Raw genomic sequence first — 22,872 nt, forward strand, 5'->3', positions numbered from 1 at the left:
AACAGCAACCGGAGACACCGCATGAAGGGCATCATTCTGGCGGGCGGCAGTGGCACACGCCTCTATCCCGTGACGATCTCGGTTTCGAAACAACTGCTTCCCGTTCACGACAAGCCGATGATCTACTATCCGCTCGGCACCCTCATGCTGGCCGGCATCCGCGACATTCTGGTGATCACGCTGCCGCGGGACAAGCTGCTGTTTGAGGGTTTGCTCGGAGACGGGAGTGCGCTCGGCCTTTCGATCACCTACGCCGAGCAGCCGCAGCCGAACGGATTGGCGGAAGCCTTCGTCATCGGTCGGGAATTTGTCGGGGACAGCCCGGTCGCGCTCATTCTGGGCGACAACATCTTCTACGGAGCGGGCTTGGCCGAGATCTGCCGTGATGCCGCCGCTCAAAAAGCCGGGGCAACGATCTTTGCCTACCACGTGGACGAGCCGAGCCGCTACGGCGTGGCCAGCTTCAATGCCGTCACCGGCAGGGCGGAGTCGATCGAGGAAAAACCGGTCGCGCCGCGGTCGAACTGGGCGGTCACCGGTCTCTACTTCTATGACAACGACGTGCTTGACATCGCGGCCTCGGTCCTGCCGTCCGGACGGGGCGAATTGGAGATCACCGACGTCAACCGTGCCTATCTCGACCGCGGCGACCTTCATGTCCGCCGTCTCGGTCGTGGTTACGCATGGCTCGATACGGGCACCCATGAGAGCCTGCACGACGCTGCATCCTTCGTGCGCACGATCGAGTGCCGGCAGGGCGTGAAGATCATGTGCCCGGAAGAAATCGCCTATGAACTCGGATATCTGTCGGCGGACCAGGTGCTGGCCCGCGCCGACACGATGGGAAAAACCGACTACGCCGCCTATCTTCGGCGGCGCATCAGGGAACTCGCGGATGCTTGAGATCCGCCGCCTTGGTTTCGAGGACGTCCTCGAACTGACGCCCCGCAGGTTCGATGATGGACGTGGTTTCTTCGTCGAAACCTATAACGCGGGGATATTTGCCGCGAACGGCATAGAGACGACGTTCGTACAGGACAATCATTCCTACTCCGCCCATGCAGGTACCTTGCGCGGACTGCACTATCAGTTGCCGCCGCGGGCTCAGGCAAAGCTCGTCAGGGTTGTCCGTGGGCGCGCGTTCGACGTCGTGGTCGATGTGCGCCGGGGCTCGTCCACGTTCGCGAGATGGCTGGGGATCGAACTCTCCGCTGTGACCGGCAACCAGATTCTGGTGCCAGCGGGCTTCGCGCATGGTTTCGTCACGCTGGAGCCGGATACCGAGGTCCTCTACAAGGTGAGCGATTTCTACTCGCCTGACCATGATCGGGCTATCCGCTTCGATGATCCCGAAATCGCGATAGATTGGCCTGTCGATCTCCGTCGCGTGCGAATGTCTGCGAAGGACGAGAATGCACCGCTTTTGGCGAATGCAGCGGTTTTCGAAGGGATCGTGTGATGGACACGGCGGGCGGGCGCATTCTTGTCACCGGCGGCGCTGGCTTCATCGGCTCCGCGGTCTGCCGCCATCTTGTGGCAGGTGTCGCCGAACGTGTCGTCAACGTCGATAAGCTGACCTATGCGGGCAATCTCGACTCCCTGCGAATGTTCGAGACGCACGCGAATTACGTGCACTATCGCACGGACATTGGCGACGAGCAGGCTATGCTCGAGATCATGCGCCACGAAAAGATCGACGCCGTGATGCACCTTGCGGCCGAAAGTCATGTCGACCGTTCGATCGATGGTCCGGACGTCTTTGTCGAGACGAATGTCGTCGGTACCCTTCGCCTGCTTAACGCCGCGCTTGCCTATCGGCGCGAGCTTTCGGCGGAAGCGCGAGACCGCTTCCGGTTCCATCATGTTTCGACGGATGAAGTGTTCGGGGACCTTCCCTTCGATGGGAGCGTGTTCACCGAAGAGACGGCCTATGCCCCGTCGTCACCCTATGCGGCGTCGAAGGCCGCCTCGGATCATCTTGTGCGCGCATGGGCTCACACCTACGGCCTGCCCGTTGTGCTGTCCAACTGCTCCAACAATTTCGGTCCCTGTCAGTTTCCGGAGAAACTGATCCCGCTGACGATCCTGAACGCTGTCGAGGAGAAGTCGTTGCCGGTCTATGGCACCGGGGCGAATGTGCGGGACTGGCTGCATGTGGAGGACCACGCGCGGGCGCTGGAACTGGTGATGAGGCAAGGCAGGCCGGGGGAAAGCTATAATATCGGCGCACGGGCCGAGCGCAGCAATCTTGCCGTTGTCGAGGGCATCTGCGATCGTCTCGACGTCCGGCGACCGCGCGGACAGGGCAGAAGCTACAGGGACCTGATAACGTTCGTCCCCGACCGGCCCGGTCATGATCGCCGCTATGCCATCGACCCTTCAAAGATCGAGCGTGAGCTTGGGTGGAGACCTCAGGTGGGGTTCGAAGATGGGATGAACATGACCGTGGACTGGTATCTGGCCAATCGTTGGTGGTGGGAGCCGATCCGGCGCTGGCGTTATCCGGGCATGCGTCTCGGCGAACGTTCGCGGCTGTCGGCGTGAGGATTGCGGTGACCGGCACAAGGGGGCAGGTCGCTCTAAGCCTGATGGAGCGGGCAGGGCGGCTGCCCGACGTCGAGGTGGTCACCCTGGGGCGCCCCGAACTCGATCTGGCCCGGCCAGAGACCATCTGGCCGGCGCTGGCATCTTCGCGCCCCAACCTTGTCGTTTCAGCCGCGGCTTACACCGCCGTCGATCGCGCCGAGGATGAGGCGGAACTGGCCTACAGGATCAATGCCACCGGCGCCGGGGCAGTCGCCGAGGCGGCGACCCGTCTCGGAGCGCCGATCGTCCATCTGTCGACCGACTACGTCTTCGACGGGAAGAAGCAGGGCGGTTACCATGAGACGGACACGCCGGCGCCGCTGAATGCCTACGGCGCTTCCAAGCTTGCGGGCGAAATGGTCGTGGCAGCGATGGCGCCCCGTCATTTCATCCTGCGGACGAGCTGGGTCTACAGCCCGTTCGGGACGAATTTTGTAAAAACCATGCTGCGGCTGGCGAGGGAACGCAGGGAAATCGCAGTCGTTGCAGACCAGCAGGGCAATCCGTCGGCGGCACTCGATATTGCCGATGCTATTCTGCGCGTCGCCGTCGCCATGCGGGAGGGCGCGGCATACGGGACCTACCATCTCGCAGGAACCGGCACGACCTCATGGGCCGACTTCGCGCGCCGTGCGTTCGCCGCAAGCCGGGCCGGCGGGGGCGCATGGGCGGAGGTTCGTGACATAAAAGCCGCCGAATTTGCCGCGCGGGCACCCCGTCCGATGAATACGCAACTGTCCAGCACCAAGTTCGCTTCGACATTCGGCTGGACCATGCCGCATTGGCAGCAGTCACTCGAAGAGGTCGTAGGACGGATCGTCCGGGACGCCGCGAGTGTAAATGCGGTTGCCCCGTTATGAAAACAGTTCACGGAACAGGAGCGGGCCAGCCTCTTCTTCTGCAAGAGCGGCGCGGTTAGCAGCCTCCCGGAGCGACTGGAAGTCTGCCTGGTCCTCGACCTTGGTCCCGCCGAGCCGCAACGCCACGGATATCTGGCCTTCTTGCCCCGCTGCAAAGGTGGTCTCGCGGATCTGCGTGCGGATGCGCTCGCAGATCTCCCTGGTATTTTCCGCCGTCGCGCCTGGCAGGTAGATCCCGAGTTCGTCGGAGGCCAGGCGAGCGACGAGATCGCCGTAGCGCACGGAAGATTGCACGATCCGGACAAGCGATTGAAGCAGCGTATCCGCCCATTGCGGACCATAGCGGCGACCGATTTCATCGAGGTTGCCAACCTTGAGAACGAGCATGATGCCGTCCGGGCTTTCCCCATCGGTCACGCGCCTGCGGTCCATCGCGTGCCCGACCGAGGTCGCAAATGCATTGGCGCTGAGAGTACCCGTAACGGGGTCATGGGTCAGCGCGTGCTGGAGTTGCTTCTGGATCTTGCGAAGCGCTTCGTTGCGCAGGCAAATCGTCAATAGAAGCGGAAATGCAACAACCGCCGATACCAGCGCGACGACCGTCAATTCCACCCAGAGCGGACGCTCCTGGAAAATCAGGCTCATTATGTAAGCGACCGCGATCGCTCCGGCTGCGCAGGCGAGGGCGCCAAACGCTGCGATCCCGAGATGCGGGACGATCGTGGCTCGATGGGGACGGAGTTGAAAGAACATCGGTTGACGGAGCTGTTCCAGTGGTCGTTGTCATTGATGGATTGGATTAAAATATCAGGTGGCTGGATCGGATGGAATCCCAGCAATGCGCCATGCAGAATTTCCACTTATCCTGGCTGTTCGGACAAACCGAGCCAGCTCTCCCCTTTTCCGTTGAGTGCTCTGCTGGATGAGGTGTCCACCAAAATAGGTGGACACCAATCTTGGAAGAAGTCGATCGGAGACTGCGGGTGAGGCTCGTGCGTCGCGGCGGTAGACGTCGATATGACGGAGCTTCGCAGCCTTAGCTTTGAGACCCTGCGCAGGCGCAGGCTTTGGCTTGTGCGCCATATATATTCAGGCCGTGCTCAGACATATATCACCTAAATATCTGTAAGATATGCATCTTCTTTCCAATATCGCCATAAAAATATCAATTGACATATTACGTGGGATATTGAACGTTTGAGAACACATACTGGGATAGGCTCCGATGAAAATTCTTGTTCTCAATCCGAACAGTTCCGTAAAAGTGACCGAGGCGATTTCGGCGAGTATTGCACCGCTACGCGCGGTGACGGCTCACACGATCGTTTGTGATCGTCTTCCCAAGGCTCCGATCGGCATCGAAACGGACGAGGACGTGTTGTTCGTCGCGCCGATGGTCGTCGAGGCGATCGTTTCCAGTGATGCGGATGCGTTTGTGGTTGCGTGCTTTTCCGACCCGGGAGTCGTGGCTTCGCGGGCGGCGATAAACCGGCCGGTGATTGGCATTGCGGAGGCTGCCTACTATGCTGCCCTTCAACTCGCGCCGCGCTTTGGTGTCGTCTCGCTCGGAGCATCGTCGGTGGCACGCCATGCGTCCCATATCGAACGGCTCGGCCTGACCGCGCGTCTCGCAGCCGATCGGCCGGTCAACATGTCGGTGGCCGAAGCGAACGATCTAAACCTTGCCGGTCCATCGGTCGCGCGGACCGCCAAAGTCATGGCGGAGACAGACGGTGCTGGCGTGGTGATCCTTGGATGCGCCGGCATGGGCGGTCATCGTCCTCTCTTGCAGCAGGAACTGGGCGTGCCGGTCGTCGATCCCGTACAGGCAGCAGTTGCTGTCGCGATCAATGCGCTCGACCTTAACTATTTTGCGAAGGGTTGATCCGATGGAGTTGGTCGTCAAAGGCCGGGTGGTTGTGCCGGATGGCATCCTCGAAAACGGCTGGGTCGCAATCTCCGGCGGTCGGATAGCCGCAGTCGGAACCGGCGACGCTCCGGCCGCCGCGAGGGTGGACGATCGTGGCAACGCGCTGATCCTTCCGGGTGCTGTAGACGGGCAAACCCATGCGACAAGCTACAAGGGCTTGCCCGGGATCGCCGATACCACGCGGTCGGCAATCGCGGGTGGCGTTACCACGCTGGTCGATATGCCTTACGACAATCCGGAGCCGCTCGACCGGCCGGATCGCCTCGTCGCCAAGATCGCCGCAATTGCCGCTCATTCGCACGCGGATATGGCGCTTTATGGAACGGCGACCCGTGAGACGGGCACCGCCAACCTGGCCGCGCTGATCGAAGGCGGTGTTGTCGCCTTCAAGATCTCGTCCTTCGAAAGCAATCCGGTACGTTTCCCGCGGATCGGCGAGGATCTCGTGCTCGACCTTATGGAGGCTCTGGCTCCGACGCCCATTCCGCTCGGACTGCATAATGAGGATCAGGAGATTGTCATGGCCCGCATCGCGGCAGCGAAGGCGGCGGGTCAAAACGGGATTGTCGCGCACGCGCGAGCGCGGCCGGAAGCGGCCGAACTGGCGGCGACCGGTCAGTTCCTTGCGCTTGGTCTTTCAAGCGGGGCGCATGTCCACCCTGTCCACCTGACGACGGAAGCGGGTTTCCGGTTGACGGGAGCGGTGGCCGGACTGGGTGCTGCTGCGACCGGAGAGCTCTGCATCCATTATCTCTGGCTGGATGCCGCGCGCGACGGCGACCGGCTTGGTGCACGGATGAAGGTGAACCCGCCCATCCGCTCGGCTGCGATTGATGGATTGTGGCGGGCGATTTCCGATGACCTCGTTGCCTTCGTTTCCTCCGACCATTCCAGCTGGCCGATCGACAACAAGCTGACGGACTCGATCTTCGATGCCGGCGCCGGCGTTCCGGGCCTGGAGACGCTGGTTCCCGCCTTCTTCACCGCTGCCGAGGCGCGCGGCCTCGATGCCGCGCGTCTGACCGCGGAATATCTGGCCAGGAGACCGGCGCGCTTCTTCGGGATCGACGACCGAAAGGGCGCGATCGCGGTGGGCTGCGATGCCGACCTGGTCGCGCTCGAACAGGGTTCCTTCGTCTGGGACGAGGCGGCCTCCCATGACGGCCTGAACTGGAGCCCCTTCCACGGGGAAAGGTTTACCGTCCGCGTCGCCGCAACCTGGTTGCGCGGACAACTCGCCTGGGACGGGAAAGACATTCTCAACGGCCCCGGAAGCGGTCGTTTTGTGCCGCGCGCCACGGCCGGCTGGTTTGGGCCTGGGAAGGACTGACGATGGCACCTCTCACAGAAAAGGCGCGTGGCGTCTTCGTGATCTCGGTCACGCCGTTCAAGGATGATGGATCCCTTGACCTCGACAGCCTCGATCGGGTGACGGATTTCTACCTCTCCGCCGGGGCCGATGGGCTGACTGTTCTCGGCATGATGGGCGAAGCGCCCAAGCTGACGGGTGCCGAGTCCCGTCAGGTGATCCAGCGTGTCATTTCGCGGGCGCAGGGCAAGCCGGTCGTGGTCGGCGTCTCGTCGCCCGGTCTCGCGGCGCTCGCCGAGGTCAGCCACGAGGCGATGGCACAGGGTGCTGCCGGCGTGATGATCGCGCCGCCGATGAGCCTGCGTACGGATGCGCAGATCCTGAACTACTATCGCCAGGCCTGCGCCTTCCTCGGCAAGGACGTGCCGGTCGTACTTCAGGACTTCCCGCTGGCGACGACGGTGCAGATCAGCGACGAACTTCTCGGGCGCCTGATCGACGACCTGCCGCAGATCGTCATGCTCAAGCACGAGGACTGGCCGGGCCTGTCGAAAATCTCGAAGCTTCGCGACGCGGAGAAGAAGGGTCGCCGGCGCATCTCGGTGCTGTGCGGCAATGGCGGCGTCTTCCTGCCGGAAGAGGTCGCGCGCGGCGCCGATGGTGCCATGACCGGCTTCGGTTTCCCGGAAATGCTGGTGCAGGTCACCGATCTGGCAGGCCGCGGCGAGATGGATCGCGCCCAGGACCTCTTCGATGCCTACCTGCCGCTCGTCCGGTACGAACAGCAGCCCGGCGTCGGGCTTGCCGTCCGCAAATACGTGCTCGCCAGGCGCGGCGCGATTGCCTCGGCCGCGCAACGCCAGCCGGGTGCTCAACTGGATGCACCGGCGCAGGCAGAAGTGGAGCGGTTGCTTCGCCGCCAGGAAAAGCGTCTCGGGGAGCTGGGCTGATGGATTACGGATTTACAGGACGCAAGACGCTGCGGAACTTCCAGGAACCAATTCTCTAAGCCCGAACGCGAAAATTACCAGCAAGTCCAGACCAACCAAAAAAGGGGAATGACACAATGAAGAAAACACTGAGTTTCGCTTTCCTTGCCATGATGGCCACCTCCGCACTGGCGGATCCGACCATCACCAAGGGCAAGATTTCCTTCGCCGCCGACTTTGCCGCGGCGCCGAACCAGTTTATCCGCCCCGATGGCCAGAATGATGGCCTCAACGTGGACATGTGCGGCGAGATCGGCAAACGCCTCGGCCAGCAGGTCGAATGGACCAACCTTGCATTTCCGGGCCTCGTCCCAGGCCTGCAGGCCAAGCGGTTCGACAGCCTCTGCACGGCGATCTTCATCAATCCGGATCGTCTGAAGATCATGAACATGATCGCATACGTCCAGTGGGGCGAGGGCCTGATGGTGCCGAAGGGCAATCCGGGCGGCATCTCATGCGAAGGCAAGATCGGTATGCCGGCGAGCTACAATGCCTGCTTCGACGGTCTGGCCGGCAAGGTCGTTTCGGTCGCCGCCGGCGGCACAACGAACAAGAACCTCCAAGCCCAGAGCGATCGTCTGGTCGCCGCCGGAAAGAAGGCGATCGACATCCGCGCGTTCGACTCCAATTCGGAAGCCATCCAGGCAGCCGCGACCAAGCAGGTCGATGCGGCATACCTGAACGACCCGCAGGCGGCCTACTACATCTCCACGAGCAAGGCGCCCTTCGAGATGGCCTTCACCGGCAACGCGGCCAACCGCCTTGCGATCACCACGCTGAAGGACAATACCGAGCTGGCGGCGATGATCGTCAAGGCACTGGAATCGATGCGGGCGGACGGCACCTACAAAAAGATCGTCGACAAATGGGGTGTCGCTCCGGTCGATGCCTTCGTGCTCAACCCGCAATGATCTGACATGGGCTGACGATGCAGTTCTCGGTCGAGACATTTCTGCATTATCTGGCGCAGCCACGGTTTGCCACCGTGGCTGGCGTCACTCTGCTGGTCGCGATCGCTGCGCAGGCGATCGGAACCGTCATCGGGCTCATCCTGGCCCTGTGCGCCCTGTCGCGACACAGAGTCTTGCGGATATTCTCCGGGACCTGGGTATGGTTGTGGCGCGGCACCCCGCCGCTGGTACAGCTCTTCCTGCTCTATTTCGGCCTGCCCCAGCTCGGCATCCGCCTGGGGGTGCTGGAGGCCGGGCTTATCGGCCTGGGTTGCTACTCGGGCGCCTACATGTCCGAAATCATTCGCGCTGCCATGCAGAGCGTACCACCCGACCAGATGCAGGCGGCGCGCGCCATGGGCATGAGCTGGCTGGGCGCGATGATCCACGTGATCCTGCCGCAATCGGTGCGGCTGATCCTACCGCCGTTCGGCAATGAATTCTCCTCCATGATGCGCACCACCTCGCTTCTTTCGGTGATTTCCTTCAGCGAGCTTCTGCGCGTCACGCGAACGGCGATCAACGAAACCTACGCTGTCATCGAGCTCTACGCCGTTGCCGCCTTCTGGTACCTGCTGATGTATTCCGCCTGGATCATCGTGCAGCGCCAGCTCGAGCGCTACGCCGCAGCCGGCAGCGTCAAACGAAACATGACCAACGTCGCGATCCCGGCGGCGAAGGGTTGAGACACTCGTATTCCGGAGAAACTGAGATGAAGACCGTTGTTCTGTTCGGTGTCGGCGCCATGGGCGGGCGGCTGCTGCGGGTACTCGAAGCCGACTATCCGTCCGTCGAGATCGTTGCGGCCGTCGATACCGATGCCGCCAAGATCGGTCAAACGCTTGCCGACGTGACGGGCTGCAAGCGTTTTGGGGGCGTCAGGATCGTCGGCGACCTCGCAACGGCGCTTGCTGGCCATCCGAAGAAGCCGGATGTGCTCGTGCACATGACGGAATCCAAGCCTCACCTCATCAGGGACCAGTTGCTTGCCGCCCTGAATGCCGGCCTCAACGTGGTGTCGGCCGCTGAATCCATGTTCTATCCCGGCCTTCGCTATGGCGAGTTCGCGGAGGCGCTGGACGGCGCGGCGCGCGCCAACGGCGTTTCGATCACCGGCACTGGCATCAATCCAGGCTTTTCCTACGACGTGCTTCCGCTTGTGCTGGCACGTGGCACCAGTGCGGTGAGGCGCCTGACCATCCATCGCTGCATCGACGTCACCGGCACGGGGCCGGGGGATATCGAGCACGTTGGCTACGGCCTGACGCCGGAGGAATTCAACCGCCGCATCGCCGATGGTCGCGTCGAGGGGCACATGGGTGCGCCGGAATCGCTGACGCGGATCGCGGATGCCCTCAACCTCGAGATCGAGGAGATCACCGAGGCATGGGATCTGGAAACGGCCGATTTCGAAGTCGACAGCGGCGACCCGACGCTGGGCGTCCTGCCGCCCGGCCGCGTCATCGGCATCACCCAGCGTGCCCGGGCGCTGCACCAAGGCAGGGAAGTGCTCAGCACTTCGCTGGCAATGTATTATCAGCCGGAAAAGTTCAACCTCGTCGAGGAGGATCGGATCGAGATCGAGGGTGCCATGCCTGTCAAAATGTCAATCAAGCCCGCCATGCAGTCGCTGTTCGGCGCGGCCAACATCATGGCCAACACGATCGTGCCGCTGGCCGATGCCGAGCCCGGTCTCGTGTCTCCGCTGGACCTTCCGACAGGCGGCACCGTACGCGGCGTTGCGCGCTACACGGTCGATCCGTCGCGCCAGGCCAAGCCCGGTTACCTGCCGGTGACGAGAAGGGTCTGATTTCGTGGGCTTCGACGCTGGCATATTCCTGGATATCCTTCCGTCGCCTCTGCTGCTGAAGGCAGCCTGGGTGACGATCTGGGTTGCCGTCGTTGCCCAGACGATCGGAACCGTCCTTGGCTTCGTTCTGGCGGGCATGCTGGCGGCACCCAAGGTGATGCGCTGGCCGGCGCTCGGCTTCATCTGGGTATTCAAGGGCACGCCGCTTCTGGCGCAGATCCTGTTCTTCTATTCTGCGCTGCCACAGATGGGTGTTCCGTTGAGCCTGATCGCGACCGGACTGCTGTCGCTTGGCCTGAACGAGGGCGCCCGCATGGCCGATATCGTGCGCGGTGGCCTGATGTCCGTCTCGCGCGACCAGCGCGAGGCAGGCCTGGCGCTGGGACTTCATCCCTGGCAGATCTTCCTCAAGGTGGTGTTCCCGCAGGCGATCCGGGCGATCGTGCCGCCGCTCGGCAACAATTTCAGCTATATGATCAAGGCCACGTCGCTGCTTGCGGCCATCTCCTTCGCCGAGCTTCTGCGCGTCTCCCAGCAACTCGCCCAAGCGACCACCCGTTCGCTGGAAGTCTACCTGGCCGTCGCGCTCTGGTATCTCGTCATCCTGACGATCTGGACGCTGATCCAGCACCGGATAGAAAAAGCGGTCGCGCTGAAGACCTCCAGCCACGTGTCCGCACCGCCGCCGATCGTCGAGCGCAGCGTGGTGCGAGCGGATCTGGGACCAGATGCGCCTTCCCGTCTCCATCCGGTGCTCGAGGCCCGCAATCTCAGCCGCAGCTTCGGCCCGGTCAAAGGGCTGGACGATGTCTCGCTTGCGGTCGGCAAGGGCGAAGTCGTGGTCATCCTCGGACCGTCGGGGTCGGGCAAGAGCACGTTGCTGCGCGCGCTGAACTGGATCGAGCCGGCGGACAGCGGCGACGTGCTGCTGAATGGCGAAAGCCTGCCATGGGCCGATGCGGCGCGCCATATCCCGCGACCGGAGCGTATGCTCGACAGGCGTCGCCGGCGCCTCGGCATGGTGTTCCAGAGTTTCGCCCTGTTTCCGACGATGACGGCGCGGCAGAACGTTGCCCTCGGCCCACGCAGGCTTCTCGGTATTGCCAAGGCAGAAGCGCTGGCTGCTGCGGACGGGCTGCTCGACAAGGTTGGTCTTGGTGACAAGGTGCAATCCTATCCCGTGGAACTGTCCGGCGGGCAGCGCCAGCGCGTCGCCATTGCCAGGGCATTGTCGATGAAGCCGGATGCCCTGCTTTTCGATGAACCCACGTCCGCGCTGGACCCGGAATCGACCGGAGGCGTGCTGGGTGTGATGGCCGACCTGGCCAGGCAGGGTTTGACGATGGTGATAGTCACCCATGAGATCGGCTTTGCCCGACGAATCGCCGACCGCATCGTCTACATGGAGCGTGGACGACTTCTGATGGATCTGCCGCGCGAGCAGGCTTTCTGCGATAACGCGCCGGATTACTTCCGCGCCTTTCTGTCTCGCGAATAGTCAGGGATAAGCCACGTGGAATTGCTTGCTGGTAAGGAACGCTGTCTACCCGTTGCGCTTTGGACGTGCATATCTGTTCGGGCAATCGCTGGATTGCAGACCGAAAAGCCGAACTACATCTAGGAGAATGCATGGGTGAGGTAACCGCAATCAGGAAGAGGCGGCGCGTGGTGCAGCCGGCAAAGCCGGCCTCGCTGACCGAGCAGGTCTATGATGCGCTGCGAACCCAGATTCTGACATGCGTCATCCGGCCGGGTCAGGAATTGAACGAGGCCGAAGTCGCGGAGCGCTTCGACATATCCAAGACGCCGGCCCGCGAGGCATTGGCGGCGTTGCGGCAGGAAGGACTGGTCAGGTCCTTTCCGCGCCGTGGCTATCAGGTCACGCCGATCACCTTTGCGGACATGGACGAACTGTTCGACGTGCGAACCATCCTGGAAGCGGGAGCGGCCGAACTCGCCTGTACGAAGCTGACGCCGGAGCAGATAGATCGCCTGAATTCGCTTGCCGATGCGACCTACAATCAGGGCGAGGAGCTCAGTCTGGCTCCGTTCATTCGGTCCAACCGGGAATTCCATCTGGCAATCGCGGAGGCGACCGGCAATGGCCGGCTCGTCCAGCTCCTAACTAGCCAGATCGATGCGCTCGAACGCTTCTTCTATCTCGGCGCGCAGTTGCGGGATGTGAACAACGAAACCAACGTCTCCCACCACCAGATCGTGGAAACCCTGGCCCGCCGTGACAAGGCGGCAGCACGGGAGATCATGATCCGTCACAACGAGCAGACCCGCCAGGGTCTATTCCAGGCGCTGGCAACGGGGCGGGGATACGACTTGATCAACCTCTAGCGCCGGAACATCCGGTGCAGAACTCAGGAAGGCGCGGGCCCTCAGGTCCCGCATGGACAGGAATGATGATGGAAGTCGGGTCATTGTGGGAGGCAATCACGCCATCCGCACCCAAATGCGCAAAGTTGACGGGAGCGGTCACCGCTGATGTCGTGGTGGTGGGCGCAGGTTACCTTGGCCTTTCATCCGCCCTGCATGCGGCCGAGGCAGGTATCGATGTCGTCGTGCTTGAAAGCCATCAGCCCGGTTTCGGCGCGTCCGGGCGCAACACCGGCTTTGTGGTTCCGAGCCTCAAGACATCGCTAGGCCCCTCCGAGGTCGTGGCAGCACTTGGCGCCGATCATGCGGAGCGTTTGCTGAAACTCGTTGCCGGATCCGGCAGGGCGGTGTTCGATCTGATTGCGCGTCACGGCATCGAATGCGATCCAGTCCAGAACGGTTGGTTACAGCCTGCCCATTGCCGCGCAGCGGAAGAGACGCTGCATGCCCGCATTCCGCCGCTCCTGGCAGCCGGCGTGGATGCCGAGTGGCTGGATCGCAATGCCATGCTGAAGCGTACGGGGGTGCCTTCTTTACACGGTGGAATTCGGGTGGCGTCCGGCGGACAGATCACACCGCTGGCCTATGCGCACGGGCTTGCGCGTGCGGCCATATCGGCAGGCGTGCGGCTGTTCGGTGAGAGTCCGGCAAAGGGTATCGAGCCGGATGGGCAGGGTTGGCGCGTAATGACCGCAGGCGGCGAAGTCCGCGCTCGCCGCGTGCTCATGGCCACTAACGCCCTTATCGGCAACTTGCTGCCGGAATTGCGCGCGTCGATCATACCCGCCCGTGTTTTCCAGATTGCCACCCAGCCGCTGCCCCCGGCTCTTCGCGCGACCCTGTTGCCGGATATGGCGCCGGTCGCGGATACGCGCCGTCACACATTCGCATTGCGCTGGTCTCCGGACGGACGGCTGGTCACGGGAGGAATGGTGCCGCCGCTGCCCGGACGCATGGCGTTGGCCCGCAGGCTCTTCGCAAACCGACTGCGCCGCATAGTTCCTGATCTGCCGGAGATCCGGGTGGACTATTCGTGGACCGGGATCATCGCCGGGACACTGGATTTCCTGCCGCGAATGATGCGCCTCAAGCCTGGCATTGACGCTGTGATCGGCTGCAACGGCCGTGGCGTGGCGTTGACGACAGCCCTGGGACGCGAGATCGGCCCCTGGCTTGCCGGACAGGTCGCTGACGCGGATCTGACATTGCCGCTGACACCGCCGCGCCCGATCCCCTTCAGTCGCATATCCGGACTTGGACCGCATCTCATCCTCCCGGTCTGGGAGGCGCGAGACGCTTTCGAAGCGCGGTTCCGATAAGGCCGCCACACATCTGCAAATCCCAATTTCCAACTTCTCCAAACCAAGGGGTGATGACATGAGCGAAGAAACGGTGGGCGGCAAGATCAAATGGTCGCGCCAGGAAGAGGTCGCGCTGACCTGGGTGCACCCGGGCCAGGAATTCAGCCACCGGCTGGTCACCAAGAAGCTGCATGGCTCGTCGATTTCCTTTCATATCACCACCTACATGCCGCACTTCGACACGATGGTCGAAGGCGATGGGGTGCATGAAGTGATCCTCTATTGCCTGCATGGCTGGTCGAAGCAGATCGTCGAGGAGACCGGCGAGGAGCACATCTTCAAGCCGGGTGATGCGATGTACCTGCCCGTGAACTACCGCTACCGCCACATTATCGGCGAAGCCGGCCTCGTGATTGCCGTCTGCGCCAATCCGTCAAAAGAGGCGGGCGACATGTAATTCCAGTGCGGGCGGAGTCGAGCGGCCATCGCCCGTCGCACCAGGCATGAGGGAAACCACCATGACAGGCATTGCACCTCGGCATTTTGCGCCGTCTTCACTTATCTGGGCCGAGTTGACGCGCGCGGAACTCGCGACCAAGCGGGATGCAGGGGCATTGGTCGTCGTGCCGACCGGCGCGATCGAGCAGCACGGTGATTTCCTTCCGGTGGAGACCGATACCTTCCTGGCGTCCGCGGTTGCAGAGTTGGCGGCAAGCCGGGTGGCCGGGGTGGAGATCGTTGTGGCTCCGGCCGTGCCCGTCGGCTTTTCGCCCCATCATCTCAGCCATCCCGGCACCATCAGCCTGAGGCTGGAAACCTATCTGGCCGTGCTTGCCGATACGGTGCGGTCAATTCTTGACGCAGGTTTTCCGCGCGTCGTCTTCGTCAACGGTCACGGAGGCAACTCGGCGCCATTACGCTCGCTCTGCGCCCAGATGGTGACCGATGGGTACGCGGTCGGTATGGTCGATTATTTCGCGCCGGGCGAAAAGGATTGGCTGCCCTTTCTGAAAGGCGGACTGCCACGAACCGGTCATGCCTGCGAGCAGGAGGTGGCGCTGACAATGGCATTGATGTCCTCCGAAGCGCGGGAGCGGGTTCAATCGGCGATCGAAGGGCTTCCTGCTCGTCTGGTGCAGCCATGGATCGCACCAGGTCACGTGGACGATCCCATAACGGCGTTCGGGGCAGGCTGGCCGCCGATCTTCCAGGCTGACGACTGTGGCTATTTCGGAGATCCCGCAAAGGCTACCGTTGAAAACGGCATCTTGATCCTCGAAGCGACGGTTAAGGGGCTGGCAGCCTGTCTGGAAGCATTCGCACGTACACCCTTGCGCCTTGGAATTGCTCGCGATCCCGCTTCGCCGAGGCTAGCGAGCGAAATTCCAGGTCGGAAATGAGCAGCTTCGGTCGCGCCGCGGCCTAATGATAGTCTCTCCAGAGGCTGCCATTTGGGAGCAGGTACAGGCTCAGGCATTGGAGCCAGCGTGGATGTTGAGGACCGCGCCGATTATCAAGGCGAGGTTCAGGAAGGATTTGTGGCAACGGCTCGAGAGCAGGAGCGTCATGATCGCAGCTTATATCGACGAATTCATCATGTTTTGCGCCGGCTTATGGATGACGTCCGTGGGCTTTGGTTATCTGCAGTCATCAAAAAATCTGGAAAACCGGCTGCCGGTGGTCCGTCACTTCAAGTGGATGGGTCCCTTGCTTCTCGCGATCGCGATCGTTCTCGCCGCCGCCTCATAGACCCACTACCAGAAGTGTGTGCTCAGGGAGCGATTTCTGTCTCGTGATCGCGGGGTCATCGCTCAGTGCAGGCTCATGTGCGACGACATGATTACGCGAGGCAGTCCAGCATCCACTGGACACCGAACCGATCGGTAAGTTTGCCATAGTAACTCCCCCACGGCTGCAGCGCGAGATGCGTGGTGATCTCGCCGCCTTCTGCGAGCGCTGCGAATAATCGGTCGGTGGTGGCGCGATCGTCCATGACGAGCATGTGAGCGGAGCCGCGCATCGGCTCGGCGTCGTCGTTGTCAGAGGCGAAGAACAGGAGTCCTGGTCCCTCGAAGCGAGCGTGCATGATCTTACCCCGCATGGTTTCGCTGGCGAGCGGCATGCCATAATCACCGTGACGTTTTAGTGTCGTGACCCGGCCAAGGCCACATTCGGCATAGAAATCAAGCGCGGCCTCACACTGGGTCGTAAAAAAGAGATAGTTGGCAAGCTGCATGGCAAGGTCTCCAACTAGGCCAGAACGCGAATTCTTCGCGTCGCGCGGTCCAGCCTTCGAGGAATTTCGGGATGAGAGTCGTTAGAGCGCAGCCGTGCCCGCGATGGCGTCGACCAAGCCTGCATTGTCGTAGCTGCGCCCCGCTATGCCCCAGGCTCCTTCGGGAGCGTAGACGATGTTTGACCAGATATGCTCTCGCTTCAGTCGTCCTCCGCCGGCTTTTTCGACGACATCGGTGGCCTTCGCGATGAAAGCCCTTTTTGCATCCGGCGTCGCCAGCGCGATTTCTGGCAACTTAAGTTCGACAAAAGCTGCCGCCACCGGTTTGCCACCAGCAAGGACACGTTCCTTCGGCAGCACATTGATAGAACCGACAATGTTGGCGGCCATGAAGGCATTCCCGGCCAGGCCCGAGACCTCGAGGATCGCGTCCGTCAGTCCAGCGAAAACTTCGGCCTGCGTTTGTGGCGACAGCAGGCCTTCGGGCACTGTGAGCGTAATGGGCATGGATTTCTCCTGATTTGAATAGGGACAGCATTTGATATATATCGAACGCTCTCTATCCATACATATGGATCACTCTCTATGCAAGGCATAAAGAGTGATTACTCTGAATGAGGCCGGCATGCGTTACAGCGCGGAGCATAAACAAGAGACCAGAGCCAAGGTCGTAGCGGCGGCGGGACGGGTTTTCCGGAAGGAGGGCTATGGTGGCGCCGGTATTGACGCATTGACCAAGGCGGCTGGCGTGACCAACGGCGCTTTCTATGGACACTTTAAAACGAAGAGCGAAGCCTTCCGTACGGCCGTGCTGTCGGGTTTAGAAGATCTGCGGCAAGGGATTGCGGCGCTCAAGGCCAGCGAGCCGCAAGGCTGGTTGACGACCTTCGTGGGGTTCTATCTTGGTTATAAGCGAACCTGCGATCTCGGCGAGAGCTGTGCCTTGCCGAGTTTGTCCCCTGATGTGATGCGTGCGGAGGATGATACGCGCGCCGCCTATACCGCGGAGTTGCAACACCTCGTCGAAGAAGTGGCCGCGGGTCTGTCCGAGAATTGTGATCCAAGCGCGATCGCCTCCTCCCGAGAGGACCGGGCAATCGTGCTGCTTGCCATGCTCAGTGGAGGCGTTACGCTGGCCCGAGCCGTATCAGACCCTGGGATGTCGGACCGCATCGCTCATCTGGTCGGGCAGGCAGCGCTACGCCTGAGCGGGCGGGAGGAGCGCGACAGCTCAGATTGAGTTCTGCCGATCGGAATGTCGCGCAGCAGTAGAGGATTATGGGTAGGCGTGGTGTTCATTGTTGTCAGGCCCGGTGGGCCCCGCGTGATGGTTCGGTATCTAGCCCGATCTCATACCCGCATCGGCTGTTGTGAAATCGGGATCGGCTTCGCGCCGTTCGTGGTTTAGCGATCGACACCCGCGAGGTCCGGAGCCGGTTCGCAATACTCGATCAGCAATTCGGTGAGGACCCGTATCTTCCGTGCGGGATGCTGACCTGGCGGGCGGATGACATATGCACCGGCCGGAGGTGGCGGATGACGTGTCATGACCGGCACGAGCGCACCGGAAGCTATATGTTCATGGGTTAGGCAATCGGGCAGGTAAGCAATCCCGAGTCCTGCTGTTGCGGCAGCAACTAGAGCTATGCCGTTGTCCGCCTTGAAGCGTCCCTGCGGACGAACCGTGATGATCTTGTCGCCATCCATGAGCTGCCAGCTCTCGGTGCCCTGCATGAGAGCCTCATGAGCGACGAGTTCATCCGGCGTCTCGGGCGACCCATGCGCCCTGATGTAGTCCGGGCTCGCGACGAACTTCCCGTAGATTGGTCCGACGCGTCTTGCGATCAGGTTGGAGTCCTGAAGATAGCCAACCCGTATCGCACAATCATAGCCTTCCGTGATGAGATCGACGAAGCGATCACTGTAGCACGTGTGGATTTGGAGCTGGGGGTGGCGCCGCGCCATTTCCGCGAGGATGGGAGCGAAGCGAGTCGGACCGAAAGAAAGTGGCACGGCAACTCGCAAGCGGCCGCGAAGGTCGCTGACGCGTCGGGCGGGATTTCAAAGGAGTCTCACGAAGTTGCCATCCAGCGAATGATCGCGGCCGGCGCGAACATGATGACCGTGATGGCGCTCGCTGGCGAATGGCAACGCGATTGGGCTCGCACCGAGCATGTCGAGGAGCTGACCGAGATTCTCATCCAGCACTTCGGCGGCAGCGGCATCGCGTTCCTGTGGGAGCAGCAGCTGCTCAACACGCCAGTGCCGAGCAACGCAGGCTGATCTGGGCGGGGGTGATGAAAATCTCGAGCGATCCTGCGCCAATACGCTGGCTGATTGTCGAGCTGCATCATCCCCTCTCCACAAGACGGCTGCCCATGCCTGAATGCAGGGCGGCCGGCATGATCAACGACCACCAGTCGCTGTTTTACTACGAGCCCGGCCTGATCGTCGCCGAGGGCGATTTCGTCGCCATCCACGGCCGCATCCGCGGCTGGGCAGACGAACCGCAGGTGGTGATCGATGTCTTTCGGGTTGAGGGCGGCAAGCTGGCCGAGCATTGGGTGCTCCAAAATGAGGTGCCGGTAACGGCGGCTCTTGGCGGCGTGTCGATGTTCGATCCCGAAGAAGGAGCGCTTCGCGCGCAACCGGGAACGGCATAGGCGGCAATCCCTTCATGTCCGGCTGCAATCATTTTGTCCTTCCGTTGCGATTCCTTGTTGCAATTCATTCGCAATTGCAGAATATGGGTATAATGAGAGCGCCCATCGTTGTTGCAGACGATCCCGAACTGCGACGAGGCCATTTCGATCACTAACTGCAACTAAGTCTTATTCGCAAAAGGAGACGTGCATGCGCGACAAGGTACGAAGGCTGGTCCTGATCGGAATGATGGGGGCGGCGTTCGCCGCCGTCCTGGCAGTTGTGCCGGCATCGGCTCAGGAGAAGTTCAAGGCGGTGACGACGTTCACGGTGATCGCCGACATCGCGAAAAACGTCGCCGGTGACGCCGCGGTCGTCGAATCCATTACTAAGCCCGGTGCGGAAATCCACAACTACCAGCCGACCCCTGGCGACATCCAACGGGCGCAGGGCGCCGAACTCGTCTTCTGGAACGGGCTCAATCTCGAGCTCTGGTTCGAGAAGTTCTTTCAGAACCTGGAGGACGTGCCGGGCGTGGTGGTCTCGACAGGCGTCGAGCCGATGAGCATTGTCGAAGGCCCGTATCAGGGCAAGCCCAACCCGCATGCCTGGATGTCTCCCACCGCGGCGCTGATCTATGTCGATAATATCCGCGACGCCTTCGTGAAGCATGATCCGAAGAACGCTGCGACCTACAAGGCCAATGCGGAAGCTTACAAAGAGAAGATCAAGGCGGCCATAGATCCTATCAAGGCCGAACTCGCCGCGGTGCCGGAAGACAAGCGATGGCTTGTGTCGAGCGAAGGCGCCTTCTCCTATCTCGCCCGCGATTTCGGTTTGAAGGAACTTTATCTGTGGCCGATCAATGCCGACCAGCAGGGCACGCCGCAGCAGGTCCGCAAGGTGATCGACGCCGTTCGCAAGAACCGGATCGGGGTCGTTTTCTCGGAGAGCACGATCTCGTCGAAGCCAGCCGAGCAGGTGGCGCGAGAGACCGGCGCCAAATACGGCGGCGTTCTTTATGTGGACTCGCTGAGCGAGGCCGATGGCCCGGTTCCGACATATCTCGATCTGCTGAAAGTGACCTCGGATACCATAGCCAAGGGCCTTGCCTCCTCGCTCTGATCCCTGGCCGTGCGCCTGTTCGCACCCGGCCGGCCGGCGGGTGCATCCATCGTTTTCAAGAGGATGTTACCAATGAATGCTCAACCCGGTTGGCCGATCCATGCCTCTTCTGGCTCTGAGGAGGAGGGAATCATGGTCGATGGTGCGACCGTGACCTACCGCAATGGCCATACGGCCCTGCGGGATGCGAGCTTCCGCATCCCGCAGGGTACGATCACCGCGCTGGTGGGGGTCAACGGCTCCGGCAAGTCCACGCTGTTCAAGGCGATCATGGGCTTTGTGCGCCTGGCGAAAGGCGACATCCGGGTGCTCGGCATGTCGGTCAAGGAGGCGCTGCGCAAGAACCTAGTCGCCTATGTGCCGCAGTCGGAAGAGGTCGACTGGAACTTTCCCGTGCTGGTCGAGGATGTCGTCATGATGGGCCGCTACGGCCATATGGGCATGATGCGCATTCCAAAAGCCGCCGATCACGAGGCAGTGGCAACGGCGCTTGCCCGCGTCAACATGAGCGAGTTCCGCAAGCGCCAGATCGGAGAGCTGTCCGGCGGGCAGAAGAAGCGGATTTTCCTGGCCCGTGCACTGGCGCAGGACGGCCGCGTTATCATGCTCGATGAGCCCTTCACCGGCGTCGACGTCAAGACGGAGGACCAGATCATCACCCTGCTTCGCGAGTTGCGCGACGAGGGCCGCGTCATGCTGGTCTCGACGCACAATCTCGGCTCAGTGCCGGAATTCTGCGACCGGACCATCCTGATCAAGGGCACGGTGCTCGCCTACGGGCCGACTGTCGAGACCTTCACGCAGGAAAACCTGGAAAAGACCTTTGGCGGCGTGCTGCGTCACTTTGTGCTCAGCGCGGCTCAGAACGGAAGGCCGACGTCGATCGGCCTGATCAGCGACGATGAGCGGCCCCTGGTGCTTCGGGGCGGGAAGGCGACTAACCGGGCATCGGACGAGGAAGGCGGAGGCCGCGAATGATCGCCGTCCTTATCGAACCCTTCAGCTACAGCTACATGCTGAATGCCATGTGGGTCTCCGCCCTCGTCGGTGGTGTCTGCGCCTTTCTTTCCTGCTACCTGATGCTGAAAGGCTGGTCGCTGATCGGCGATGCGCTCTCGCACTCGATCGTTCCCGGCGTTGCAGCCGCCTATATGCTCGGACTTCCCTTTTCGATAGGCGCGTTTTTCTCCGGGGGGCTCGCCGCGGCCGCGATGCTTTTCCTGAACCATCGTACCAAACTGAAGGAGGATGCCATCATCGGCCTGATCTTCTCCTCCTTCTTCGGGCTGGGGCTGTTCATGGTGTCGCTGAAGCCTATGGCGGTGAACATCCAGACGATCGTGCTCGGCAACATCCTCGCCATCACGCCCGAGGACACGCTGCAACTCGCCATCATCGGCTTCGTGTCGCTGGCTGTTCTGCTCGTCAAATGGAAGGATCTGATGGTCACTTTCTTCGACGAGAGCCACGCCCGCTCGATCGGCCTCAATCCGACCGTGCTCAAGATCGTCTTCTTCAGCCTGCTGTCGGCTTCGACGGTCGCGGCGCTCCAGACGGTCGGGGCCTTCCTGGTCGTCTGTATGGTGGTCACCCCCGGGGCGACAGCCTACCTCCTGACCGACCGTTTCCCGCGCCTGCTTGTTCTGGCGGTGATCATCGGGTCGATCACCAGCTTTGTCGGCGCCTATGCGAGTTATTTCCTCGACGGGGCGACCGGCGGCATCATCGTGGTGCTGCAGACGGCAATCTTCCTGATCGCATTCTTCCTGGCGCCGAAGCACGGGATGCTGGCGGCCCGCAGGCGGGCAGCCCAGGCACTGGAGACGGCACCATGATCATCGTCGATATGCTTCTTTCACCCTTCCAGTTTGGCTTCATGGTCAATGCGCTGGTGATCTCGGTGCTGATGGCCGTGCCGATGGCGCTTCTGTCCTGCTTCCTTGTGTTGAAGGGCTGGTCGCTGATGGGCGATGCGATCAGCCACGCCGTGTTTCCCGGCGTGGTGATCGCCTATATCGTCGGCATGCCCCTTGCGATCGGCGCTTTCGTGGCCGGCATGTTCTGCGCCATCGCCACCGGCTTCCTGAAGGAAAACAGCCGCATCAAGCAGGACACGGTGATGGGCATCGTGTTCGCCGGCATGTTCGGGCTCGGCCTCGTCCTCTATGTGAAGATCCAGTCCGACGTGCATCTCGATCACATCCTGTTCGGCGACATGCTCGGCGTCTCCTGGCGTGACATTGGCGAGGCGGCCGTCATCGCGGCGATCACGGCCGGCATTCTCGGTGTGAAATGGAAGGACTTCCTGCTGCACGCCTTTGATCCGGCGCAGGCAAAGGCCGTGGGACTGAGGGTCAATTTCCTGCACTACGGTCTTCTCGCTCTCATCTCGCTGACGATCGTCGGTGCCCTGCAGGCGGTCGGCATCATTCTTTCGATTGCCATGCTGATCGCGCCGGGAGCCATCGCCTTCCTGCTGACCCGCAAGTTCAGCACCATGCTGGTCTTGTCCGTCGCCATTGCCGTGACCGGTTCGTTCGGCGGCGTCTATCTGTCCTTCTTCATCGACAGCGCCCCGGCCCCGACAATCGTGCTCCTGCTGGCGATCGGTTTTGTGCTCGCCTTCATCCACGCCACTCGCAAGGCGGCCCGGATCGAGGCGACCGAAACGATCTAGGAGCGGGGAGGGCCAGACGCCCTTCTCCCGTCATGCTGCCAGTCGGGGGATGCGTGCTCAACCAGCCGCAG

At 61.8% G+C, this 22,872-nt stretch carries 25 protein-coding genes and 2 pseudogenes; 23 read left to right on the top strand and 4 right to left on the bottom strand.

From position 1 onward, the window contains the following. The first annotated feature begins 21 nt into the window (after positions 1-21). From rfbA to rfbD, 4 genes are read left to right on the top strand one after another with little or no spacing between them, the layout of a single operon-like run. A complete protein-coding gene (gene rfbA, locus J2857_RS00305; protein ID WP_210008019.1) occupies positions 22-903 on the top strand; it encodes a glucose-1-phosphate thymidylyltransferase RfbA in 882 nt (293 codons plus the stop codon). Beyond that, positions 896-1,459 (top strand): dTDP-4-dehydrorhamnose 3,5-epimerase, encoded by a 564-nt coding sequence (gene rfbC, locus J2857_RS00310; RefSeq protein ID WP_210008020.1) that lies wholly within the window; start codon positions 896-898, stop codon positions 1,457-1,459. Before rfbA ends, rfbC begins: the two co-directional genes overlap by 8 nt. Further along, positions 1,459-2,544, top strand: a complete 1,086-nt coding sequence (rfbB, locus tag J2857_RS00315; RefSeq protein WP_210008021.1) for a dTDP-glucose 4,6-dehydratase — start codon at positions 1,459-1,461, stop codon at positions 2,542-2,544. The genes rfbC and rfbB overlap by 1 nt, the downstream gene beginning before the upstream one ends. Next, positions 2,541-3,446: a dTDP-4-dehydrorhamnose reductase gene (gene rfbD / locus J2857_RS00320; RefSeq protein ID WP_210008022.1), complete on the top strand. Its 906-nt coding sequence runs from the start codon at positions 2,541-2,543 to the stop codon at positions 3,444-3,446. The genes rfbB and rfbD overlap by 4 nt, the downstream gene beginning before the upstream one ends. Here the strand turns inward: rfbD and J2857_RS00325 are convergent. Further along, complete coding sequence (locus J2857_RS00325) at positions 3,441-4,091, bottom strand: GGDEF domain-containing protein (protein ID WP_245362948.1); 651 nt, start codon at positions 4,089-4,091, stop codon at positions 3,441-3,443. The two genes, rfbD and J2857_RS00325, sit on opposite strands and share 6 nt — an antisense overlap. Before the next feature lie 580 nt (positions 4,092-4,671). Here J2857_RS00325 and J2857_RS00330 point away from each other — a divergent pair. The 12 genes from J2857_RS00330 to J2857_RS00385 all read left to right on the top strand — a co-directional run bounded on the left by J2857_RS00330 (position 4,672) and on the right by J2857_RS00385 (position 15,869). Further along, positions 4,672-5,331, top strand: coding sequence for an aspartate/glutamate racemase family protein (locus J2857_RS00330; RefSeq protein WP_210008024.1), 660 nt, complete (start codon positions 4,672-4,674; stop codon positions 5,329-5,331). Between the two features lie 4 nt (positions 5,332-5,335). Beyond that, a complete protein-coding gene (locus J2857_RS00335) occupies positions 5,336-6,706 on the top strand; it encodes a dihydroorotase (RefSeq protein WP_210008025.1) in 1,371 nt (456 codons plus the stop codon). Positions 6,707-6,708: 2 nt separating this feature from the next. After that, complete coding sequence (locus J2857_RS00340; protein WP_210008026.1) at positions 6,709-7,635, top strand: dihydrodipicolinate synthase family protein; 927 nt, start codon at positions 6,709-6,711, stop codon at positions 7,633-7,635. Positions 7,636-7,751: 116 nt separating this feature from the next. Beyond that, positions 7,752-8,585, top strand: coding sequence for an ABC transporter substrate-binding protein (locus J2857_RS00345; RefSeq protein ID WP_210008027.1), 834 nt, complete (start codon positions 7,752-7,754; stop codon positions 8,583-8,585). A 17-nt stretch (positions 8,586-8,602) separates the two neighbouring features. Then, positions 8,603-9,310 carry an amino acid ABC transporter permease gene (locus J2857_RS00350; protein WP_210008028.1) on the top strand — a complete coding sequence of 236 codons (708 nt, stop codon included), beginning with the start codon at positions 8,603-8,605 and terminating at the stop codon, positions 9,308-9,310. 26 nt (positions 9,311-9,336) lie between these two features. Continuing rightward, entirely contained in the window at positions 9,337-10,434 is a 1,098-nt protein-coding gene (locus J2857_RS00355) for an NAD(P)H-dependent amine dehydrogenase family protein (protein ID WP_210008029.1), read from the top strand. A gap of 4 nt (positions 10,435-10,438) precedes the next feature. Then, positions 10,439-11,932: an amino acid ABC transporter permease/ATP-binding protein gene (locus tag J2857_RS00360; RefSeq protein WP_210008030.1), complete on the top strand. Its 1,494-nt coding sequence runs from the start codon at positions 10,439-10,441 to the stop codon at positions 11,930-11,932. 131 nt (positions 11,933-12,063) lie between these two features. Beyond that, on the top strand, positions 12,064-12,780 hold the full coding sequence (locus tag J2857_RS00365) for a GntR family transcriptional regulator (RefSeq protein WP_210008031.1): 717 nt from the start codon (positions 12,064-12,066) through the stop codon (positions 12,778-12,780). Between the two features lie 62 nt (positions 12,781-12,842). Further along, the gene (locus J2857_RS00370) at positions 12,843-14,138 is read left to right on the top strand and encodes an NAD(P)/FAD-dependent oxidoreductase (protein ID WP_210008032.1); all 1,296 of its coding nucleotides are present in this window, start codon (positions 12,843-12,845) and stop codon (positions 14,136-14,138) included. Positions 14,139-14,196: 58 nt separating this feature from the next. Beyond that, entirely contained in the window at positions 14,197-14,577 is a 381-nt protein-coding gene (locus J2857_RS00375; RefSeq protein ID WP_210008033.1) for a hypothetical protein, read from the top strand. A gap of 61 nt (positions 14,578-14,638) precedes the next feature. After that, positions 14,639-15,520, top strand: coding sequence for a creatininase family protein (locus tag J2857_RS00380; RefSeq protein WP_210008034.1), 882 nt, complete (start codon positions 14,639-14,641; stop codon positions 15,518-15,520). 166 nt (positions 15,521-15,686) lie between these two features. Further along, positions 15,687-15,869: a hypothetical protein gene (locus J2857_RS00385; RefSeq protein ID WP_210008035.1), complete on the top strand. Its 183-nt coding sequence runs from the start codon at positions 15,687-15,689 to the stop codon at positions 15,867-15,869. A 91-nt stretch (positions 15,870-15,960) separates the two neighbouring features. Here J2857_RS00385 and J2857_RS00390 read toward each other — a convergent pair whose 3' ends face one another. Both J2857_RS00390 and J2857_RS00395 read right to left on the bottom strand, forming a co-directional pair. Beyond that, the gene (locus J2857_RS00390) at positions 15,961-16,356 is read right to left on the bottom strand and encodes a VOC family protein (protein ID WP_210008036.1); all 396 of its coding nucleotides are present in this window, start codon (positions 16,354-16,356) and stop codon (positions 15,961-15,963) included. An 81-nt stretch (positions 16,357-16,437) separates the two neighbouring features. Continuing rightward, on the bottom strand, positions 16,438-16,863 hold the full coding sequence (locus J2857_RS00395) for a tautomerase family protein (RefSeq protein ID WP_210008037.1): 426 nt from the start codon (positions 16,861-16,863) through the stop codon (positions 16,438-16,440). A gap of 118 nt (positions 16,864-16,981) precedes the next feature. Here J2857_RS00395 and J2857_RS00400 point away from each other — a divergent pair, with 118 nt between their 5' ends. Further along, positions 16,982-17,596, top strand: coding sequence for a TetR/AcrR family transcriptional regulator (locus J2857_RS00400; protein ID WP_210008038.1), 615 nt, complete (start codon positions 16,982-16,984; stop codon positions 17,594-17,596). 164 nt (positions 17,597-17,760) lie between these two features. Here the strand turns inward: J2857_RS00400 and J2857_RS00405 are convergent. Then, positions 17,761-18,396, bottom strand: a pseudogene (locus tag J2857_RS00405) (substrate binding domain-containing protein); the annotation flags it as partial. Here J2857_RS00405 and J2857_RS00410 point away from each other — a divergent pair. The 6 genes and pseudogenes from J2857_RS00410 to J2857_RS00435 all read left to right on the top strand — a co-directional run. Then, a pseudogene (locus J2857_RS00410) lies at positions 18,394-18,639 on the top strand (hydrolase); the annotation flags it as partial. The pseudogenes J2857_RS00405 and J2857_RS00410 overlap by 3 nt on opposite strands. 14 nt (positions 18,640-18,653) lie before the next feature. Further along, positions 18,654-19,019 (top strand): nuclear transport factor 2 family protein, encoded by a 366-nt coding sequence (locus J2857_RS00415; RefSeq protein WP_210008039.1) that lies wholly within the window; start codon positions 18,654-18,656, stop codon positions 19,017-19,019. 190 nt (positions 19,020-19,209) lie between these two features. Next, positions 19,210-20,124 (top strand): metal ABC transporter substrate-binding protein, encoded by a 915-nt coding sequence (locus J2857_RS00420; protein WP_210008040.1) that lies wholly within the window; start codon positions 19,210-19,212, stop codon positions 20,122-20,124. Between the two features lie 72 nt (positions 20,125-20,196). Then, positions 20,197-21,102: a manganese/iron ABC transporter ATP-binding protein gene (locus tag J2857_RS00425; RefSeq protein WP_210008041.1), complete on the top strand. Its 906-nt coding sequence runs from the start codon at positions 20,197-20,199 to the stop codon at positions 21,100-21,102. After that, positions 21,099-21,959: a metal ABC transporter permease gene (locus J2857_RS00430; RefSeq protein ID WP_210008042.1), complete on the top strand. Its 861-nt coding sequence runs from the start codon at positions 21,099-21,101 to the stop codon at positions 21,957-21,959. Before J2857_RS00425 ends, J2857_RS00430 begins: the two co-directional genes overlap by 4 nt. Then, entirely contained in the window at positions 21,956-22,801 is an 846-nt protein-coding gene (locus J2857_RS00435) for a metal ABC transporter permease (protein WP_245362960.1), read from the top strand. The genes J2857_RS00430 and J2857_RS00435 overlap by 4 nt, the downstream gene beginning before the upstream one ends. Positions 22,802-22,872: the final 71 nt, after the last annotated feature.

Source organism: Neorhizobium galegae, assembly GCF_017877055.1.
Classification (GTDB): Bacteria; Pseudomonadota; Alphaproteobacteria; order Rhizobiales; family Rhizobiaceae; genus Neorhizobium; species Neorhizobium galegae_D.

Coding starts and splice junctions, on each gene's coding strand:
- J2857_RS00435 (WP_245362960.1), top strand. CDS start 21,956: ATGATCATCGTCGATATGCTTCTTTCACCCTTCCAGTTTGGCTTCATG.
- J2857_RS00370 (WP_210008032.1), top strand. CDS start 12,843: ATGATGATGGAAGTCGGGTCATTGTGGGAGGCAATCACGCCATCCGCA.
- rfbA (WP_210008019.1), top strand. CDS start 22: ATGAAGGGCATCATTCTGGCGGGCGGCAGTGGCACACGCCTCTATCCC.
- J2857_RS00385 (WP_210008035.1), top strand. CDS start 15,687: ATGATCGCAGCTTATATCGACGAATTCATCATGTTTTGCGCCGGCTTA.
- J2857_RS00400 (WP_210008038.1), top strand. CDS start 16,982: ATGCGTTACAGCGCGGAGCATAAACAAGAGACCAGAGCCAAGGTCGTA.
- J2857_RS00380 (WP_210008034.1), top strand. CDS start 14,639: ATGACAGGCATTGCACCTCGGCATTTTGCGCCGTCTTCACTTATCTGG.
- J2857_RS00375 (WP_210008033.1), top strand. CDS start 14,197: ATGAGCGAAGAAACGGTGGGCGGCAAGATCAAATGGTCGCGCCAGGAA.
- J2857_RS00345 (WP_210008027.1), top strand. CDS start 7,752: ATGAAGAAAACACTGAGTTTCGCTTTCCTTGCCATGATGGCCACCTCC.
- J2857_RS00350 (WP_210008028.1), top strand. CDS start 8,603: ATGCAGTTCTCGGTCGAGACATTTCTGCATTATCTGGCGCAGCCACGG.
- J2857_RS00390 (WP_210008036.1), bottom strand. CDS start 16,356: ATGCAGCTTGCCAACTATCTCTTTTTTACGACCCAGTGTGAGGCCGCG.
- J2857_RS00335 (WP_210008025.1), top strand. CDS start 5,336: ATGGAGTTGGTCGTCAAAGGCCGGGTGGTTGTGCCGGATGGCATCCTC.
- J2857_RS00365 (WP_210008031.1), top strand. CDS start 12,064: ATGGGTGAGGTAACCGCAATCAGGAAGAGGCGGCGCGTGGTGCAGCCG.
- J2857_RS00330 (WP_210008024.1), top strand. CDS start 4,672: ATGAAAATTCTTGTTCTCAATCCGAACAGTTCCGTAAAAGTGACCGAG.
- rfbC (WP_210008020.1), top strand. CDS start 896: ATGCTTGAGATCCGCCGCCTTGGTTTCGAGGACGTCCTCGAACTGACG.
- J2857_RS00420 (WP_210008040.1), top strand. CDS start 19,210: ATGCGCGACAAGGTACGAAGGCTGGTCCTGATCGGAATGATGGGGGCG.
- rfbB (WP_210008021.1), top strand. CDS start 1,459: ATGGACACGGCGGGCGGGCGCATTCTTGTCACCGGCGGCGCTGGCTTC.
- J2857_RS00340 (WP_210008026.1), top strand. CDS start 6,709: ATGGCACCTCTCACAGAAAAGGCGCGTGGCGTCTTCGTGATCTCGGTC.
- J2857_RS00395 (WP_210008037.1), bottom strand. CDS start 16,863: ATGCCCATTACGCTCACAGTGCCCGAAGGCCTGCTGTCGCCACAAACG.
- J2857_RS00430 (WP_210008042.1), top strand. CDS start 21,099: ATGATCGCCGTCCTTATCGAACCCTTCAGCTACAGCTACATGCTGAAT.
- J2857_RS00325 (WP_245362948.1), bottom strand. CDS start 4,091: ATGAGCCTGATTTTCCAGGAGCGTCCGCTCTGGGTGGAATTGACGGTC.
- J2857_RS00425 (WP_210008041.1), top strand. CDS start 20,197: ATGAATGCTCAACCCGGTTGGCCGATCCATGCCTCTTCTGGCTCTGAG.
- J2857_RS00355 (WP_210008029.1), top strand. CDS start 9,337: ATGAAGACCGTTGTTCTGTTCGGTGTCGGCGCCATGGGCGGGCGGCTG.
- J2857_RS00415 (WP_210008039.1), top strand. CDS start 18,654: ATGAAAATCTCGAGCGATCCTGCGCCAATACGCTGGCTGATTGTCGAG.